The sequence below is a fragment of the Streptomyces sp. NBC_01454 genome, assembly GCF_036227565.1.
Lineage (GTDB): Bacteria > Actinomycetota > Actinomycetes > Streptomycetales > Streptomycetaceae > Streptomyces.
The window spans coordinates 4,058,100-4,076,244 of the sequence record NZ_CP109460.1; the positions used below are offsets into that span (position 1 = coordinate 4,058,100).

Here is an 18,145-nt window from a genome sequence, read left to right on the forward strand (position 1 = left end):
CTGTGACACTCCGGGAATGCTCGCCCCGTAGGATCCGTTGGGTGGGGTGAGAGGTTCCGAGAGCCCCAGCAAGCAGTCGGCAGAGACAAGGAAGACACCCGTGAGCGACGTCCGCAACGTGATCATCATCGGCTCCGGGCCCGCGGGCTACACCGCAGCGCTCTACACCGCCCGCGCGTCCCTGAAGCCGCTGGTCTTCGAAGGTGCTGTCACCGCCGGAGGCGCGCTGATGAACACCACCGACGTGGAGAACTTTCCCGGCTTCCGCGACGGCATCATGGGGCCGGACCTGATGGACAACATGCGTGCCCAGGCCGAGCGCTTCGGCGCCGAGCTGGTGCCGGATGACGTCATCGCGGTCGACCTCTCCGACGACATCAAGACCGTCACCGACTCCGCCGGAACGGTGCACCGCGCGAAGACCGTGATCGTCACCACCGGCTCCCAGCACCGCAAGCTCGGTCTGCCCCGTGAGGACGAGCTGTCCGGCCGTGGCGTCTCCTGGTGCGCCACCTGCGACGGCTTCTTCTTCAAGGACCAGGACATCGCCGTGATCGGCGGAGGCGACACCGCGATGGAGGAGGCCACGTTCCTCTCCCGCTTCGCCAAGTCGGTGACGGTCGTCCACCGCCGTGACACCCTGCGCGCCAGCAAGGCGATGCAGGAGCGTGCCTTCGCCGACCCGAAGATCAAGTTTGTGTGGGACAGCGAGGTCGCCGAGATCCACGGCGAGAACAAGCTGTCGGGCCTAACGCTGCGCAACCTCAAGACCGGCGAGACCTCCGAGCTGCCGGTCACCGGCCTGTTCATCGCGATCGGCCATGACCCGCGGACCGAGCTGTTCAAGGGTCAGCTGAAGCTCGACGACGACGGCTACCTCAAGGTCGATGCGCCCAGCACGCGGACCAACCAGACCGGTGTCTTCGCCGCCGGCGATGTCGTCGACCACACCTACCGTCAGGCGATCACCGCGGCCGGCACCGGCTGCTCCGCCGCCCTCGACGCCGAGCGGTTCCTCGCCGCACTGTCGGACGGCGAGGCGACGGCCGAGCCGGACAAGACCGCCTCCGTCTGACCCGCGCACCCAGCTTTCCCACCACCCACCCAGTAAGGAGATTGCCATGGCCGGCGCCACGGTGACCGTCACGGACGCCAACTTCGAAGAGGTCGTCCTCAAGAGCGACAAGCCCGTTCTCGTGGACTTCTGGGCCACCTGGTGCGGCCCGTGCCGCCAGGTCGCCCCGTCCCTGGAGGCCATTGCCGCGGAGCATGACGAGATCGTCATTGCCAAGCTGAACACCGACGAGAACCCGGCGACCACCGCCAAGTACGGCGTCATGTCGATCCCGACGATGAACGTCTACCAGGGCGGCGAGGTCGTGAAGACCATCGTCGGCGCCAAGCCGAAGGCCGCGATCGTGCGCGACCTGGAGGACTACCTCGCCTGAGGCACCTCGTGACGTTTCACGGGAAACGGGCCCGCCCCCACGAGGGGTGGGCCCGTTCTCTGTTTTCACGGGACGTTTCACGGGGCCGCGCGCGCCTCAGAGAGGCCGCAGCGCGGGCTCCTTCTGTACGGCTCCCAGCAAGCGGTCGAGAGCCAGCTCGACGTCTTCCTTCCACGAGATCGTGGTCCGCAACTCAAGGCGCAGCCGGGGAAAGCGTGGGTGCGGGCGCACGGTCTTGAAGCCCACCGCAAGGAGATGATCAGCGGGCAGCACACACGCCGGCTCGCTCCAGCGGGCATCGCCAAAGGCCTCGATGGCCTTGAACCCGCGCTGGATGAGGTCCTTGGCGACCGTCTGGACCATCACGCGCCCCAGCCCCTGGCCTTTGTAGCCGGGAATCAGCCAGGCCGTCAGCAGCTGCACCGCGTCCGGTGACACTGGGCTGGTGGGGAAGGCCGTGGAGCGCGGCACATAAGCCGGCGGGGCGTACATCACGAAGCCCACGGGCACTTCGTCGACATAGACCACCCGTCCGCAGGACCCCCACTCCAGCAGCACTGCCGAGATCCAGGCTTCCTTCTCCAGTTCGGGGCGGCCCGCCTTTACCGCGGCCTCGCCGCTGACGGGGTCGAGCTCCCAGAAGACACAGGAGCGGCAGCGCTTGGGGAGATCCGGAAGGTTGTCCAGCGTGAGCGGTACGAACCGACGGCCCATGAATCCAGGTCCTCACTTCCCTCGCCCGCCGTACCGCGCAGCACCGTCAGTGCCGCCTGCTCTCTGAGCAGACCTCCAACGAATCCTCCGACGGCTGCGAGGCTGAACCCCGCGGCCAACAGTCCGGTGCGGCTCACCGATCGCATGGCCCTCTCCTCGGTATGAGGTGTCTCCACATGGATGCGTGCCATACCCGAACGCATCGTAACCACCCTTTACGGGCACGGGTACCGCAAGAGAGCAAAGGGCGGGCCGTGTTCCGGTATGGCCCCGGAACACGGCCCGCCCAGGGCCGAAGCGTCAGCTCACTCTTCTTCGTTGCTCTCCTCGGCCAGGGTCTGGCCCAGGACGCGCCCCTCACCTGGGGCGAGGGTGCCGAGGATGCGCTCAAGGTCATCCATCGAGGCGAACTCGACGACGATCTTGCCCTTCTTCTGTCCCAGATCGACCTTCACTCGGGTCTCGAAGCGGTCGGACAGCCGGGAAGCCAGACCCGTGAGCGCGGGGGACACCCGGGCACCCGCCCGCGGCCCCTTGGCCTTGCTCGCGCTCTGGGGGGTGGTCCCCATCAGCGTCACGATCTCTTCGACCGAACGGACCGAGAGCCCCTCCGCCACGATGCGGCGCGCGAGGTGGTCCTGCTCTTCCGAGTCCTCCACCGAGAGCAGCGCGCGGGCATGTCCGGCGGAGAGCACACCGGCGGCAAGCCGCTTCTGGACGGACGGCGAGAGCTTCAGCAGCCGCAGTGTGTTGGAGACCTGGGGACGCGAACGCCCGATCCGGTCGGCCAGCTCGTCATGCGTGCACTTGAAGTCCTTCAGCAACTGGTCATAAGCAGCGGCCTCTTCCAGCGGGTTCAGCTGTGCCCGGTGGAGGTTCTCCAGCAGCGCGTCGAGCAGCAGCTTCTCGTCGTCGGTGGCCCGTACGATCGCGGGAATCTTCTCCAGGCCGGCCTCACGGCACGCACGCCAGCGGCGCTCGCCCATGATGAGCTCATACCGCCCCGGTCCCGTCTGACGGACGACCACCGGCTGGAGCAGGCCGACCTCCTTGATGGAGGTGACCAGCTCGGCAAGAGCGTCCTCATCGAAGACCTCGCGCGGCTGACGCGGGTTCGGCTTGATCGCATCCAGCGGCACCTCGGCGAAGTGCGCGCCGGACACTTCTGCGACACCCGCCTGCGATGTCTCCCGGCCGGCAGGTGCTTCCGTTTCACGTGAAACACCGTGCGCCGGTAGCGAGGTCACCTTGGCCGCCGCCACTCCTCGCTCCGGGGCCAAGACGGGTACGGACGACGGTGACGTCGCGCCCTGTCCTGCGGTCCTGGCGTGGTCCGTGCTCTGCGGTGCTGCGGGGATCAGCGCACCGAGCCCACGGCCCAGGCCTCTACGTCGTTCGCTCACTGCGTCCCCTCCGAGATGCTGTGCTGTGCTTCATAGTTCACGCTGAGGCCCTGGCCCCCGGTCTGCGGGGCCCCACGCAGTGCGATCTCTCGGGCCGCTTCGAGATAGGACAGCGAGCCACTGGATCCCGGGTCATAGGTGAGCACCGTCTGCCCGTAGCTGGGTGCCTCGGAGATGCGCACCGACCGGGGAATGCTCGTACGGAGCACCTCGCGGCCGAAGTGACTGCGCACCTCATCGGCGACCTGGGAAGCCAGCCGGGTCCGCCCGTCGTACATGGTGAGCAGGATCGTCGAGACATGGAGCGTGGGGTTCAGATGTCCCCGCACCAGATCGACATTCCGCAGCAGCTGGCCCAGTCCCTCAAGGGCGTAGTACTCGCACTGAATCGGGATCAGTACCTCGGCGCCGGCAACCAGAGCGTTGACCGTCAGCAGGCCGAGGGAGGGCGGACAGTCGATGAAGATGTAGTCCAGCGGCTGTTCATATGCCTTGATGGCCCGGTCCAGCCTGCTTTCGCGTGCCACCAGCGAGACCAGCTCGATCTCCGCGCCGGCCAGGTCGATCGTGGCGGGCGCGCAGAAAAGGCCCTCGACATCCAGGACCGGCTGCACCACATCGGAGAGCGGCTTGCTCTCCACCAGCACGTCATAGATCGACGGAACGTCGGAGTGATGGTCGATCCCCAGCGCCGTGGACGCGTTGCCCTGGGGGTCCAGGTCGATCACCAGAACCCGTGCACCGTGCAGAGCCAAAGAGGCTGCCAGGTTCACCGTGGTCGTGGTCTTTCCGACCCCGCCCTTCTGGTTGGCAACCACCATGACCCGAGTCTGTTCAGGCCGGGGCAGCCCCTCACCCGCGCGGCCGAGTGCCTCCACCGCCAGCTGAGCTGCACGACCGATCGGGGTGTCGTCCATCGGGGGCGGCGTTTCACGTGAAACGTCGTCCCCGAACGACTCACTACGGGGACCGGGGACCGGATCGGTCATCGGTCCCGCGATATTGGCGTCGGACCGCAAGGGTTCACTCTCCTCGACAGAGGGCTCGCAATGTTCAGAGCCTGCCATGCTTTCGGTGTCGTGAACCAGTGAGGTCCGCTCTCCTGTGGACGAACCCACGTCTGTGGATACTTCCCTGACCCTTGTGGGCCGGTGGTCGCGCGGCGCGGCGGCCGCACGACCACGACCGATGATGCCTTGCAGCAGAGAACGACGTTTCACGTGAAACACGATGCCAGCGTCGCGTCTGAATGAGCCGCGACACTCCGCCTTATGTCGTTTTGGTAGCATTTGCGGAATTTGCCGATGCCCATTCACGGATCGGCGCACTCCGCGTCTCCCTCAGCACTGATCTGCCTCACTGCGGCATCAGCGTCGGCGCCCCCTCGACACCCGGTTCACTCGGGCCGCCTTCGCCCGCTTGGCCGCAAAACGCACTCCGCCCGGGCTCTCGCCCACCTCGACCCGTACGACGGTGGAGGGAGGATCCACGATGCCCTCGCCCACATGCACCACCGAGGTCTCCACCACGCCGAGCTTGCTCAGCGCCGCCCGGGCACCCTTGAGCTCCTCCTCCGCGGCGTCCCCCTTGAGCGCCAGCATCTCTCCGTAAGGACGCAGCAGGGGAACGCCCCAGCCGGCCAGCCGGTCGAGCGGAGCCACAGCCCGCGCCGTCACCACATGCACCTGCGGAAGCTTGCCCATGACCTCTTCGGCCCGGCCGCGCACCACGGTGACATGGTCCAGCCCCAGCAGCTCGACGACCTCCTGGAGGAAGTTCGTACGCCGCAGCAGCGGCTCCAGGAGCGTGATCTTCAGGTCCGGGCGCACCAGGGCGAGCGGGATACCGGGCAGCCCCGCCCCCGAGCCCACGTCACAGACCGAGACGCCCTCGGGCACCACCTCGGAGAGCACGGCGCAGTTCAACAGATGCCGCTCCCACAGGCGCGGAACCTCGCGCGGGCCGATGAGCCCTCGCGTCACGCCGATGTCGGCGAGCAGTTCGCCGTACCGCACGGCCTCCGCAAAGTGTTCGCCGAATACCTCCTCCGCCGCCTTCGGCGCAGGAGGGAGCTCCGCTGCTGCCTCCGTCACGGGGAACCGCCCTTCCTTTGGACTGCTTTTCCTGCCGGGAACCCGGGTCAGGCACCCGGGATAACACAGAACGCTGACAACTTTTGGCCCCGCCTGCGAGCAGACGGGGCCAAGAGAAACGGGAGCGCAGAGCGGTCAGGCCGGGAGAACAACCACTCGGCGCTGCGGCTCCTCGCCCTCGGACTCGCTCCGGAGCCCGGCGGCGGCCACCGCGTCATGAACGACCTTGCGCTCGAAGGGAGTCATCGGGTCGAGCTTCACCGGCTCGCCGGTGCCCTTGGCCTCCTCGGCCGCCTTCGCACCGATCTCCGCGAGCTCCTCGCGCTTACGCGCCCGGAAGCCGGCGATGTCCAGCATCAGACGGCTGCGGTCACCGGTTTCGCGGTGGACGGCCAGCCGGGTCAGCTCCTGCAGCGCCTCCAGCACCTCACCGTCGCGGCCCACCAGCTTCTGCAGGTCGCGGCTGGACGAGTCGCTGATGATCGACACGGCGGCACGGTCGGCCTCGACATCCATGTCGATGTCGCCGTCGAGGTCGGCGATGTCCAGCAGACCCTCGAGGTAGTCGGCCGCGATCTCGCCTTCCTGCTCAAGGCGGGACAGGGTGTCGGTGCCCTCGGCGGCAGGGGTCGTGTCCGTCACGAAAGGGACTCCTTCTTACTTCTTCGACGGGTGCTTGGGCTGCTGGCCCTTGCGCTGCCCGGACTTGGTGGTGCGGGACCCGGAGGCGCCGCCCTTCTCCTTGCCGCCCTGCGCGTCCTTCTTGTCCAGCGACTGCTTCTTCCCGGCACCCTGGCCGGAGTCCGCCGTGCCGGCGTCCGTGTCATGCGCCGAAGACCCGGCACGCGTACGGTTCTGCGCACCGCCGGCCGGGGCGCCGCCGGTCTGCCGCTTGGCCTTCGTCTGGCGCTTGGGCTGCTGGCGGTTCTGGCGCGCTTCCTCGGCGGCGTGCTTCGCCTCGACGACGGCCGGGTCCTCGACGATCTTGCCCGCGGCCCGCAGCCGCTCCTGGCGCTCCTCGAAGGCCTTGCTGCCCGGAGTCGGGTTACGACGGATGACGAACATCTGCTGGCCCATGGTCCACACGTTGGTGGTCAGCCAGTAGACGAGAACACCGACGGGGAAGTTGATACCGAAGACGGCGAACATGAGGGGGAAGACGTACATCAGCATCTTCTGCTGCTGCATGAACGGCGTCTTCACCGTGAGGTCGACGTTCTTGGTCATCAGCTGGCGCTGCGTGTAGAACTGCGACGCCGACATCAGGACGATCATGATGATCGTGACCACACGGACGTCGATCACCGAAGCGCCGAGGCTCTGGATCTTCGCCGCGCTGTCCATGAACTTCGCCGCCAGCGGCGCACCGAAGATGTGCGCCCGCTGCGCGCTCTCGAGCAGCGGCAGGTCGATGACGCCGACCGTCTTGTTCTGCGCGATGTGGCTCAGAACCTGGTACAGCGAGATGAAGAACGGCGACTGGGCCAGAATCGGGAGACAGCTCGAGAGCGGGTTGGTGCCCGTCTCCTTGTAGAGCTTCATCATCTCTTCGGACTGGCGCTGCTTGTCGCTCTTGTAGCGCTCCTGGATCGCCTTCATCTTCGGCTGAAGCGCCTGCATGTTCCGCGTCGACTTGATCTGCTTCACAAAAAGCGGGATCAGGCAGATACGGATCAGCACCACCAGCGAGACGATGGACAGACCCCACGCCGCGCCACTGTCCTTGTCAAAGATGAGGCTGTAGAACGAGTGGAACTGGACGATGATCCAGGAAACAGCGATATAGAGGGGACTGAGGATCGTGTCCACGAATCAGGCTCCTTGGACGTTGGGCTGAGTCTCGGGCTGGGCGACAGGCTCAGGGACGGTGGGCCCGCCCAGGCGGCTCCTCAGCCGCTGATGCCAAACCGGACGCTTCCGGGGAGGGACGTGGTCGACGCCCCCGAGCGACCACGGATTGCAACGCAGGATGCGCCAGGCTGTCAGCGCAGTCCCTTTCACCGCGCCGTGCCGGTCGATGGCCGTATAGCCATAGTGCGAGCACGACGGGTAGTACTTGCAGACCGGTCCCAGCAGGGGGCTGATGGTCCACTGATAGATCTTGATCAAAAGCAGCAGCGGGTACTTCACTGTGCGCTCCCTCCCGGGTCCCGTCCGGGGCTCCGGGGGCCCGCGGGGCAGCTGCTGTCGGTCGCAGCCCCCGAGGGTGTGCAGCCTCTCGGTACCCCTCCCAGCAGCCGCTCGAAGGCGGCGTCCAGGTCGCGGGCCAGCTGATCGTGATCCGCGTCACCCGCGCCGGGCAGGGCCCGTACGACAACCAGGCTACCGGCGGGCAGCCGGTCCAGCCGATCGCGCACGAGATGACGGAGTCTGCGCTTGACCTTGCTGCGCACGACAGCGATGCCCACTGCCTTGCTCACGACGAAACCCGCACGTGCCGGGGGAACACTTTCCCCCGACCCGTGCGGGTCCGTTGCACCGCTACGAAAATGAACGACAAGGAGCGGGCGCCCGGCCCTGCGTCCCCGGCGTACCGCGGCCGCAAAGTCCTCGCGCCGCCTCAGCCGATGCTCGGTAGGCAGCACGTCATGGACCTGGTTTTCCGACTGCTCAGGCAGACAGGCGGGCGCGACCCTTGCCACGGCGGGTCGCGAGAATCGCGCGGCCGGCACGCGTCCGCATGCGCAGACGGAAGCCGTGGGTCTTCGCGCGGCGGCGGTTGTTCGGCTGGAAGGTGCGCTTGCTCACTCGGGGGCTCCAGGAATGCTTGTTGTCTCAAGGAGAGACAGATGTGGGGCGTCGACTGGCTGTCACCGTGCGCCCACGAGTAGCTCGCAACGCTAAGTGCACCGCTACACGATCACTCGAGCGTGATCTTTACCCATCGGAGGCAGGCGGCAGCAGCCATCGACAACTCGACCTGGTCACGGTACGCGCGGCTACGCCATCCGGTCAAACCGGCTTCTCGGCAGCCTCTTCCGGCCTCGCGCCAGGACACACTATGCACAGCCTGTGGACAACAACTTGAATCCCCAGGCCCGCCCTGACTACCGTGGCTGAACTCCGATTCCTTCCCGCCCGTCCTGAGAATCACACATTCGTGGGACTGTGAGAGAGCGTGCCCTGTGGCTGATGTGCCTGCCGATCTTGCCGCAGTGTGGCCGCGCGTGCTCGATCACCTCCTTCGTGCGGAGGCCGACGGCCTCAAGCCCAAGGACCAGGACTGGCTCAAGCGCACCCAGCCACTGGCACTGGTCGCCGACACCGCGCTGCTCGCCGTGCCCAATGAATTCGCCAAGAGCGTGCTCGAGGGCCGACTGGCGCCACTGATCGGGGAGGCCCTCAGCCATGAGTGCGGCCGCCCGATCCGGATCGCGATCACCGTGGACGACTCCTCCGGGGAGCCCGCGACACCGCCTGCGCCCCCTGCCCACCAGCAGCACCAGCCGCCTCAGCAGCAAGCCCCGCATCCTCAGCAGTCCCATCAGCAGTCGCACCAGCAGTCGCGTCAGCCGCAACAGCATGAGCAGTACGACGGCTACGAGACCCGGCACGACAGCCGGCAGGGCTACGGGCACCAGGGCGATGACCTGCCGGATGTCCGGCCCGCCTATCCGGACTACCAGCAGCCCCGGCACGAGCCCGGCGGCTGGCCGCAGCACTCCCCCATGGCCGGCGGCCCCGGCCCGCGCGACGACTACGGCTGGCAGCAGCAGCACCTCGGCGGCTTCCCCGACCGTGATCCGTACGCCTCCCCGTCGTCCCACCTCTCGCAGCACCAGCAGCGGCAGAACGACTACCGCGGGCAGACGTCCGACCGCGGCGGGCCACCGCAGCACTCCGACGGCCCGCGCTCGCGTTACGACCAGCCGCGCCGTGATCTGTCCGAGCACCAGCCCGGCGGGCACGGTCGCCCGGGCATCCCCGGCTCCGGCCCCGGCGCCGTGCTTCCGGCATCCAGCGGCGCGCCCAGTCCGCTCGCGGCCCAGCCCGCGCCGGCGACCGGCCCCGGTGAGCCGACCGCGCGGCTGAACCCGAAGTACCTCTTCGACACCTTCGTCATCGGTGCCTCGAACCGCTTCGCGCACGCCGCCGCGGTCGCCGTCGCCGAGGCGCCGGCCAAGGCCTACAACCCCCTGTTCATCTATGGGGAATCGGGGCTCGGCAAGACCCACCTGCTGCATGCGATCGGGCACTACGCACGGAGTCTGTATCCGGGCACCCGGGTGCGTTACGTGAGCTCGGAGGAGTTCACCAACGAGTTCATCAACTCCATCCGCGACGGCAAGGCGGACGCGTTCCGCAAGCGCTACCGCGACATGGACATCCTGCTGGTCGACGACATCCAGTTCCTGGCGAGCAAGGAGTCGACGCAGGAGGAGTTCTTCCACACCTTCAATACGCTGCACAACGCGAACAAGCAGATCGTGCTCTCCAGTGACCGGCCGCCCAAGCAGCTGGTCACCCTGGAGGACCGGCTGCGCAACCGCTTCGAGTGGGGCCTGATCACCGACGTCCAGCCGCCCGAGCTGGAGACCCGGATCGCGATCCTCCGCAAGAAGGCGGTGCAGGAGCAGCTGAACGCGCCGCCGGAGGTGCTGGAGTTCATCGCGTCCCGGATCTCGCGCAACATCCGCGAGCTGGAGGGCGCGCTGATCCGGGTCACCGCGTTCGCCTCGCTCAACCGGCAGCCGGTGGACCTGGGGCTGACCGAGATCGTGCTGAAGGATCTGATCCCCGGGGGCGAGGATGCCGCGCCGGAGATCACCGCGACGGCGATCATGGCCTCGACCGCCGACTACTTCGGGCTGACCATCGACGATCTGTGCGGCTCCTCGCGCAGCCGGGTGCTGGTGACCGCCCGACAGATCGCCATGTATCTGTGCCGCGAGCTGACCGATCTCTCGCTGCCGAAGATCGGCGCGCAGTTCGGCGGCCGGGACCACACGACCGTGATGCACGCCGACCGCAAGATCCGCGCGCTGATGGCCGAGCGGCGCTCGATCTACAACCAGGTCACCGAGCTGACCAACCGCATCAAGAACGGCTGAGGCCGGCGCCACGGCGCCGCACCGGCCGCCACAGGACGCCCAGGGCGCTCCGGGATCCGCTCCCGGAGCGCCCTTCGTCGTACGGGGAGAGGAGGGAATAGGGGAGACAGGGAGGGAGACAGGGAGGGAGACAGGGAGGGAGGGAGAGAGGGAGGGCGCCTTGGCCTCCGGCCGTTCCCTGGCGCTCCTGTCCTCGCGCCGACGTTCTCCCGAGCCCGTCCCGAGCGCGTTCCGAGCCCCCTCAAAGCTGCTTCAGAGGCGCTTCCGCCACGGATCGATCCGCGCCGCCGCCGTCCCAAACTTGGGGAGCGGGCCCGCCGTGTTCGATTCCGGGCCGGGTCACGGCCTCCCTCCACAGATTGGGCAACAATTTTCCTTCCACATCCTGGGGAGGGGAAAGTTATCCCTGTGGGATCCACAGGACGATGAGCTGACGGAGCATCGGAGGAGGTCAGCCGCGTGTGGATTTGTGGTCAACCGCCCTCCACAGGGTGTGGACAGAGATTTCGTCCACAGGGGAGGTGCGATCTTGTCCACCGGCCGCCCACAGGCAAGCGGCTGTTGTCCCCAGCTTCTCCACACCCCTGTCCACTGTTCGGCAACGCAACACCCGCTCTCACCGGGCCGAGTGAAAGCCGTCACACCAAGTTGATCGGTTGGGCTGTGGGGAACCGGGGTAAAGCTGGGGACGGCACTGGGGAGAAGTAGCCCTCTCCTGTGCATCGGGTGTGCAGAACTTTCCGCGGTCCACAGCGTCGCCGGCTTTTCCACCGCCGCCGCCCACAGGAGCAGTGGACAAAAAATCCGTGCTGACCTGCGCAAAGGCAGTTGTCCACGGTTTCCACAGGCCCTACTACTACGACCACGGATATCTACCGGGGAACTCGTTCGGAAACGGGGCCTGTGCACAAGTTGGCCGCCGGGCGTCCGACACCGGTCGATCCGACTTGACCCCGAGCCGCACCGACTGTCGGTGGCGTGCGTCAGACTGGTCTCCGGCAACTCAGCCGACGACGAAGGCCAGCAGGGCGAGAGCCAGCAACAGCAGGAGGCGGTTCCGGTGAAGATCCGGGTGGAGCGCGATGTACTCGCGGAGGCAGTGGCCTGGGCGGCCAAGAGCCTCCCGGCCCGTCCGCCGGTGCCCGTCCTCGCGGGCCTGCTGCTGAAGGCGGAGGAAGGCGCGCTGAGCCTCTCCGGCTTCGACTACGAGGTCTCCGCACGGGTCTCGGTGGACGCGGAGGTGGAGGAGGAGGGCACGGTCCTCGTCTCCGGCCGGCTGCTCGCCGACATCTGCCGCGCCCTGCCCAACCGCCCGGTGGAGATTTCCACCGACGGTGTACGGGTGACCGTCGTCTGCGGCTCCTCGCGGTTCACCCTCCACACCCTTCCTGTGGAGGAGTACCCGGCCCTGCCGGCCATGCCCACCGCCACCGGCACCGTCCCCGGTGAGGTCTTCGCCGCGGCCGCCGCCCAGGTCGCCATCGCCGCCGGCCGTGACGACACCCTCCCGGTGCTCACCGGCGTACGGATCGAGATCGAGGGCGACACCGTCACCCTGGCCTCCACCGACCGCTACCGCTTCGCGGTGCGCGAGTTCCTCTGGAAGCCGGAGAGCCCGGACGCCTCCGCGGTCGCGCTGGTCCCCGCCAAGACCCTGCTGGACACCGCCAAGTCCCTGAGCAGCGGCGACACCGTCACCATCGCGCTCTCCGGCTCCGGCCAGGGCGAGGGCCTGATCGGTTTCGAGGGCGCCGGACGCCGGACGACGACGCGTCTGCTGGAAGGCGACCTGCCGAAGTACCGCACGCTCTTCCCGACCGAGTTCAACTCCGTCGCCGTGATCGAGACCGCGCCCTTCGTCGAGGCCGTCAAGCGTGTGGCGCTGGTGGCCGAGCGGAACACCCCGGTCCGGCTGAGCTTCGAGCAGGGTGTGCTGATCCTGGAGGCCGGCTCCAGCGACGACGCACAGGCTGTGGAGAGGGTGGACGCCGATCTGGACGGCGATGACATCTCGATCGCCTTCAACCCCGGCTTCCTGCTGGAGGGCCTGTCGGCCATCGACTCCCCGGTGGCGCAGCTGTCCTTCACGACCTCGACCAAGCCCGCGCTGCTGAGCGGCCGGCCGGCCAAGGACGCCGAGGCGGACGACGCGTACAAGTACCTGATCATGCCGGTGCGGCTGTCGGGCTGACGGCCGTACGTGCGACCCGCGGCGCGATCCGCCGTGGGTCGCGGTGCCCTGGCCCCGCCCTGTGCGGCGACCGGCTGAAGGGCCCCTGATGAGCGGCTGAGCCCACAGGTGTGCGCGGACCTGCGGGCGTAGGCTCGGACTCGGGTACGACAGCAACGACTACGTGCAAAGAGGGTCTCTGATGGAGCTCGGTCTCGTCGGTCTCGGCAAGATGGGCGGCAACATGCGCGAGCGCATTCGCCGCGCCGGCCACACCGTCATCGGATACGACCGCAACCCGGACCTGGCGGATGTCAACAGCCTGCAGGGGCTTGTGGACAAGCTCAAGGGCCCGCGGGTCGTCTGGGTCATGGTGCCGGCCGGTGCCGCCACCCAGTCCACCGTCGACGAGCTGGCCGAGCTGCTGTCGCCGGGCGACATCGTCGTCGACGGCGGCAACTCCCGCTGGACCGACGACGAGAAGCACGCCGGGGAGCTGAAGGCCAAGGGCATCGGCTTCGTCGACTGCGGCGTCTCCGGCGGCGTCTGGGGCCTGGAGAACGGCTATGCGCTGATGTACGGCGGCGAGAAGGACGATGTCGCCAAGGTGCAGCCGATCTTCGACGCTCTCAAGCCCGAGGGCGAGTTCGGCGCGGTGCACGCCGGCAAGGTCGGCGCCGGCCACTTCGCCAAGATGGTCCACAACGGCATCGAGTACGCGATGATGCAGGCCTTCGCCGAGGGCTGGGAGCTGCTGGAGAAGGTCGACTCCGTCACGGACGTCCGCGAGGTCTTCCGCTCGTGGCAGGAGGGCACGGTCATCCGCTCCTGGCTGCTCGACCTGGCCGTCAACGCCCTCGACGACGACGAGCACCTCGAGAAGCTGCGCGGCTTCGCCGCCGACTCCGGCGAGGGCCGCTGGACGGTCGAGGCCGCCATCGACAACGCCGTGCCGCTGCCCGCGATCACGGCCTCGCTCTTCGCCCGCTTCGCGTCCCGTCAGGACGACTCCCCGCAGATGAAGATGATCGCCGCGCTGCGCAACCAGTTCGGCGGCCACGCGGTCGAGAGCAAGAAGTAGCAAGCAGCAGTACGAAGCAGTACGAAGCAGTACGGAACCGCAGGAACAGCCGGGGGAGGTCGGCGCCCGCCATGCATGTCACGCATCTGTCCCTCGCCGACTTCCGCTCGTACGCCCGGGTCGAGGTTCCCCTCGAACCGGGCGTCACGGCGTTCGTGGGGCCCAACGGACAGGGCAAGACCAATCTGGTCGAAGCGGTCGGCTATCTCGCCACGCTCGGCAGCCACCGGGTCTCCTCGGACGCGCCGCTGGTGCGGATGGGCGCCGAGCGGGCGATCGTCCGGGCCGCGGTCGTCCAGGGCGAGCGACAGCAGCTGATCGAGCTGGAGCTCAATCCGGGCAAGGCGAACCGCGCCAGGATCAACCGGTCCTCGCAGGTCAAGCCGCGGGATGTGCTGGGGATCGTGCGGTCGGTGCTGTTCGCGCCGGAGGACCTGGCGCTGGTCAAGGGCGACCCGGGAGAGCGGCGGCGGTTCCTGGACGAGCTGATCACCGCGCGTTCGCCGCGGATGGGCGGGGTGCGGGCGGACTACGACCGCGTCCTCAAACAGCGCAACACCCTGCTGAAGACCGCCGCGCTGGCGCGCCGGCACGGCGGCCGGCAGATGGATCTGTCGACGCTGGACATCTGGGACCAGCATCTGGCGCGGGCCGGTGCCGAGCTGCTCGCGCAGCGGCTCGATCTGATCGCGGCGCTGCAGCCGCTGACGGACAAGGCCTATCAGCAGCTGGCACCGGGCGGCGGCCCGCTGGCGCTGGAGTACCGCGGCTCCGCGGGCGAGGCGATGGCCGCCGCCGCGAACCGCGAGGAGCTGTACGGTGTGCTGCTGGCCGCGCTCGGCGAGGCCCGTAAGCAGGAGATCGAGCGCGGGGTGACGCTGGTCGGCCCGCACCGCGACGACCTGGTGCTCAAGCTGGGCCAGCTCCCGGCGAAGGGCTACGCCAGCCATGGCGAGTCCTGGTCGTACGCGCTGGCGCTGCGGCTGGCGTCGTACGACCTGCTGCGCGCGGAGAGCCCGATGAGCGTGCCCGGTGGGCCCTCGGACGGGGGCGGGCGACGGGCGGGCGAGCCGGTCCTGGTCCTCGACGACGTCTTCGCCGAGCTGGACGCGCGACGCCGCGAGCGGCTGGCGGAGCTGGTGGCGCCGGGCGAGCAGGTCCTGGTGACGGCGGCGGTGGCCGACGACGTTCCCGCGGTGCTGGCCGGGGCGCGCTACACGGTGTCCGGCGGCGCCGTGGAGAAGGTGACACCGTGAGCGACCCGCAGCCCGAGCGTCCCAAGGACCCGGAGCTCTCCGGTGTGGATCTGGCCCGCCAGGCGCTGGTGGCCGCCAAGGAGCAGGCACGGGCGCGGGGCGCGGCCGCCCAGCAGAAGAAGCAGGCCCGGCGCGGGGGGTTGCGGTCGGGCGCGCGGGCGGACGGCCGCGACCCGCTGCCGCTCGGTGCGGCGATCAACCGGCTGATCACGGAGCGCGGCTGGGAGACCCCGGCCGCGGTCGGCGGGGTGATGGGGCGCTGGCCGCAGCTGGTCGGGCCCGAGGTGGCGCAGCACTGCGAGCCGCAGAAGTACGACGAGGACGCCCGGGTGCTGACGGTGCAGTGCGATTCGACGGCGTGGGCGACGCAGCTGCGGCTGCTGGCCCCGACGCTGGTGGCACGCCTCAACGAGGACCTGGGCCACGGCACCGTGAAGGTGATCAAGGTGCTGGGCCCGGGCGGTCCCGCCCGGCGGTACGGAGCGCTGCGCGCACCGGGAAGCAAGGGCCCCGGCGACACCTACGGCTGAGCCGCGGGGCCCAAGGGTGACGCGCGTAGGACCCCCGTTCACCAACGAGGCGGGTGAGACTCCGCTCACGGTAGCCGCCGGTTGACAGCCGGAAGCGCTGAGTGCCCGTGTGAGCGCCCTGAGGCCCCTTCTCGGATATGGGGAGTCGGCGGACGCCAGTTCAGGGCGGCACATGACGACTCAGGTGGCTGCAAACCCCCATGAGTGTCGGCGCTACCGGTAGACTGATGCCAATCCCGCCCACTCGCGGAACATGTCGAACGACGCAGCCGCTCCCGCCTGTCTTCCCTGGGGTGATCCCCACAGGCGCGGAAGGGCTCGTGCTGTGCCAGAAAGGGCGCTTCGTGGCCGACTCCGGCGACCTCAACGAGAACAACACGGCTTCCACAGAAGAGGGGGTTCCTGCCGGCGTCATGGGCGACTCCTCGGTGGAGAAGTCGTACGACGCCAGTGCGATCACCGTCCTCGAAGGCCTGGACGCGGTCCGCAAGCGCCCCGGCATGTACATCGGCTCGACGGGCGAGCGCGGGTTGCACCACCTCGTGCAAGAGGTGGTCGACAACTCCGTCGACGAGGCGATGGCCGGCCACGCGGACACCATCGACGTCACGATCCTGGCCGACGGCGGCGTCCGTGTCATCGACAACGGCCGCGGTATCCCGGTCGGCATCGTGCCGTCGGAGAACAAGCCCGCCGTCGAGGTCGTGATGACGGTGCTGCACGCCGGCGGCAAGTTCGGCGGCGGCGGCTACGCGGTCTCCGGTGGTCTGCACGGCGTGGGTGTCTCCGTCGTGAACGCGCTGTCGCAGCGGGTGGCGGTCGAGGTCCGCACGGACGGCTACCGCTGGACGCAGGAGTACAAGCTCGGTGTGCCGACCGCGCCGCTGGCCCAGCAGGAGGCCACGCAGGAGTCCGGCACCTCGGTCACGTTCTGGGCCGACGGCGACATCTTCGAGACCACCGAGTACAGCTTCGAGACGCTGTCCCGGCGCTTCCAGGAGATGGCGTTCCTCAACAAGGGTCTGACGATCGCGCTGACGGACGAGCGCCCGGACCACGTGGACGAGGAGGGCAAGCCCCTCTCGGTCCGCTACTACTACGAGGGCGGCATCGTCGACTTCGTGACGTACCTGAACTCCCGCAAGGGCGAGCTGGTACACCCCACGGTCATCGACGTGGAGGCCGAGGACAAGGAGCGGATGCTCTCGGTCGAGATCGCGATGCAGTGGAACACCCAGTACAGCGAGGGTGTCTACAGCTTCGCGAACACCATCCACACGCATGAGGGCGGTACCCACGAAGAGGGCTTCCGTGCGGCGCTGACGGGTCTGATCAACCGTTACGCGCGCGACAAGAAGCTGCTGCGCGAGAAGGACGACAACCTCACGGGTGAGGACATCCGCGAGGGTCTGACGGCGATCATCTCGGTCAAGCTCGGCGAGCCGCAGTTCGAGGGCCAGACCAAGACGAAGCTGGGCAACACCGAGGCGAAGACCTTCGTGCAGAAGGTCGTGCACGAGCACCTCACGGACTGGCTGGACCGTAACCCCAACGAGGCCGCGGACATCATCCGCAAGGGCATCCAGGCGGCGACCGCCCGCGTGGCGGCCCGTAAGGCACGCGATCTGACCCGCCGCAAGGGACTGCTGGAGACGGCGTCGCTGCCGGGCAAGCTGAGCGACTGCCAGTCCAACGACCCGACCAAGTGCGAGATCTTCATCGTCGAGGGTGACTCCGCCGGCGGCTCGGCCAAGTCCGGCCGTAACCCGGAGTACCAGGCGATCCTGCCGATCCGAGGCAAGATCCTCAACGTCGAGAAGGCCAGGGTCGACAAGATCCTGCAGAACAACGAGGTCCAGGCGCTGATCTCGGCCTTCGGCACCGGGGTCCACGAGGACTTCGACATCGCGAAGCTCCGCTATCACAAGATCATCCTGATGGCGGACGCCGACGTCGACGGCCAGCACATCAACACCCTGCTGCTCACCTTCCTCTTCCGCTTCATGCGGCCGCTGGTCGAGGCCGGACACGTCTACCTCTCCCGTCCGCCGCTCTACAAGATCAAGTGGGGCCGGGACGACTTCGAGTACGCCTACTCCGACCCGGAGCGGGACGCGCTGATCGGTCTCGGCAAGCGGAGCGGCAAGCGCATCAAGGACGACTCGGTCCAGCGCTTCAAGGGTCTCGGTGAGATGAACGCCGAGGAGCTGCGCATCACGACCATGGACACCGACCACCGTGTCCTCGGTCAGGTCTCGCTGGACGACGCGGCCCGCGCGGACGACCTGTTCTCGGTGCTGATGGGTGAGGACGTCGAGGCACGCCGCTCGTTCATCCAGCGCAACGCCAAGGACGTCCGCTTCCTCGACATCTGAGCCGTGTCGGCCCGTACAACAGCC

The 18,145-nt window shown here is 68.2% G+C and carries 16 protein-coding genes and 1 pseudogene; 8 read left to right on the forward strand and 9 right to left on the reverse strand.

The window, feature by feature from the left end; genetic code table 11:
* Positions 1–100 precede the first annotated feature (100 nt).
* Positions 101–1,075, forward strand: coding sequence for a thioredoxin-disulfide reductase (gene trxB, locus OIU81_RS17915; protein WP_329149062.1), 975 nt, complete (start codon positions 101–103; stop codon positions 1,073–1,075).
* Between the two features lie 46 nt (positions 1,076–1,121).
* The gene (trxA, locus tag OIU81_RS17920; RefSeq protein WP_329149064.1) at positions 1,122–1,448 is read left to right on the forward strand and encodes a thioredoxin; all 327 of its coding nucleotides are present in this window, start codon (positions 1,122–1,124) and stop codon (positions 1,446–1,448) included.
* Between the two features lie 96 nt (positions 1,449–1,544).
* Here the strand turns inward: trxA and OIU81_RS17925 are convergent, their stop codons facing one another.
* From OIU81_RS17925 to rpmH, 9 genes and pseudogenes are all read right to left on the reverse strand, one after another.
* Entirely contained in the window at positions 1,545–2,162 is a 618-nt protein-coding gene (locus OIU81_RS17925; protein WP_329149066.1) for a GNAT family N-acetyltransferase, read from the reverse strand.
* A 305-nt stretch (positions 2,163–2,467) separates the two neighbouring features.
* A complete protein-coding gene (locus OIU81_RS17930) occupies positions 2,468–3,565 on the reverse strand; it encodes a ParB/RepB/Spo0J family partition protein (protein WP_329149067.1) in 1,098 nt (365 codons plus the stop codon).
* Entirely contained in the window at positions 3,562–4,632 is a 1,071-nt protein-coding gene (locus tag OIU81_RS17935) for an AAA family ATPase (RefSeq protein WP_329155206.1), read from the reverse strand. Before OIU81_RS17935 ends, OIU81_RS17930 begins: the two co-directional genes overlap by 4 nt.
* Positions 4,633–4,932: 300 nt before the next feature.
* Positions 4,933–5,658 (reverse strand): 16S rRNA (guanine(527)-N(7))-methyltransferase RsmG, encoded by a 726-nt coding sequence (gene rsmG, locus OIU81_RS17940; protein ID WP_329149069.1) that lies wholly within the window; start codon positions 5,656–5,658, stop codon positions 4,933–4,935.
* Positions 5,659–5,793: 135 nt separating this feature from the next.
* Positions 5,794–6,300, reverse strand: coding sequence for a Jag family protein (locus OIU81_RS17945; protein WP_329149071.1), 507 nt, complete (start codon positions 6,298–6,300; stop codon positions 5,794–5,796).
* Positions 6,301–6,315: 15 nt separating this feature from the next.
* Positions 6,316–7,467 carry a membrane protein insertase YidC gene (gene yidC / locus OIU81_RS17950; RefSeq protein WP_329149073.1) on the reverse strand — a complete coding sequence of 384 codons (1,152 nt, stop codon included), beginning with the start codon at positions 7,465–7,467 and terminating at the stop codon, positions 6,316–6,318.
* A gap of 3 nt (positions 7,468–7,470) precedes the next feature.
* A complete protein-coding gene (gene yidD, locus OIU81_RS17955; RefSeq protein ID WP_042150996.1) occupies positions 7,471–7,788 on the reverse strand; it encodes a membrane protein insertion efficiency factor YidD in 318 nt (105 codons plus the stop codon).
* An 86-nt stretch (positions 7,789–7,874) separates the two neighbouring features.
* Positions 7,875–8,243, reverse strand: a pseudogene (gene rnpA, locus OIU81_RS17960) (ribonuclease P protein component); the annotation flags it as partial.
* A 25-nt stretch (positions 8,244–8,268) separates the two neighbouring features.
* Positions 8,269–8,406 (reverse strand): 50S ribosomal protein L34, encoded by a 138-nt coding sequence (gene rpmH / locus OIU81_RS17965; protein WP_030354375.1) that lies wholly within the window; start codon positions 8,404–8,406, stop codon positions 8,269–8,271.
* A gap of 377 nt (positions 8,407–8,783) precedes the next feature.
* Here rpmH and dnaA point away from each other — a divergent pair, with 377 nt between their 5' ends.
* The 6 genes from dnaA to gyrB all read left to right on the forward strand — a co-directional run bounded on the left by dnaA (position 8,784) and on the right by gyrB (position 18,121).
* Positions 8,784–10,709, forward strand: a complete 1,926-nt coding sequence (gene dnaA, locus OIU81_RS17970; protein ID WP_329149079.1) for a chromosomal replication initiator protein DnaA — start codon at positions 8,784–8,786, stop codon at positions 10,707–10,709.
* A 1,060-nt stretch (positions 10,710–11,769) separates the two neighbouring features.
* The gene (gene dnaN, locus OIU81_RS17975; RefSeq protein WP_329155208.1) at positions 11,770–12,900 is read left to right on the forward strand and encodes a DNA polymerase III subunit beta; all 1,131 of its coding nucleotides are present in this window, start codon (positions 11,770–11,772) and stop codon (positions 12,898–12,900) included.
* Between the two features lie 181 nt (positions 12,901–13,081).
* Positions 13,082–13,960 (forward strand): phosphogluconate dehydrogenase (NAD(+)-dependent, decarboxylating), encoded by an 879-nt coding sequence (gene gnd, locus OIU81_RS17980; protein WP_329149081.1) that lies wholly within the window; start codon positions 13,082–13,084, stop codon positions 13,958–13,960.
* A 71-nt stretch (positions 13,961–14,031) separates the two neighbouring features.
* Positions 14,032–15,216 (forward strand): DNA replication/repair protein RecF, encoded by a 1,185-nt coding sequence (recF, locus tag OIU81_RS17985; RefSeq protein ID WP_329149082.1) that lies wholly within the window; start codon positions 14,032–14,034, stop codon positions 15,214–15,216.
* Positions 15,213–15,746: a DUF721 domain-containing protein gene (locus OIU81_RS17990; RefSeq protein WP_329149084.1), complete on the forward strand. Its 534-nt coding sequence runs from the start codon at positions 15,213–15,215 to the stop codon at positions 15,744–15,746. Before recF ends, OIU81_RS17990 begins: the two co-directional genes overlap by 4 nt.
* A 344-nt stretch (positions 15,747–16,090) precedes the next feature.
* Positions 16,091–18,121 carry a DNA topoisomerase (ATP-hydrolyzing) subunit B gene (gyrB, locus tag OIU81_RS17995; RefSeq protein WP_443074151.1) on the forward strand — a complete coding sequence of 677 codons (2,031 nt, stop codon included), beginning with the start codon at positions 16,091–16,093 and terminating at the stop codon, positions 18,119–18,121.
* Positions 18,122–18,145 lie beyond the last annotated feature (24 nt).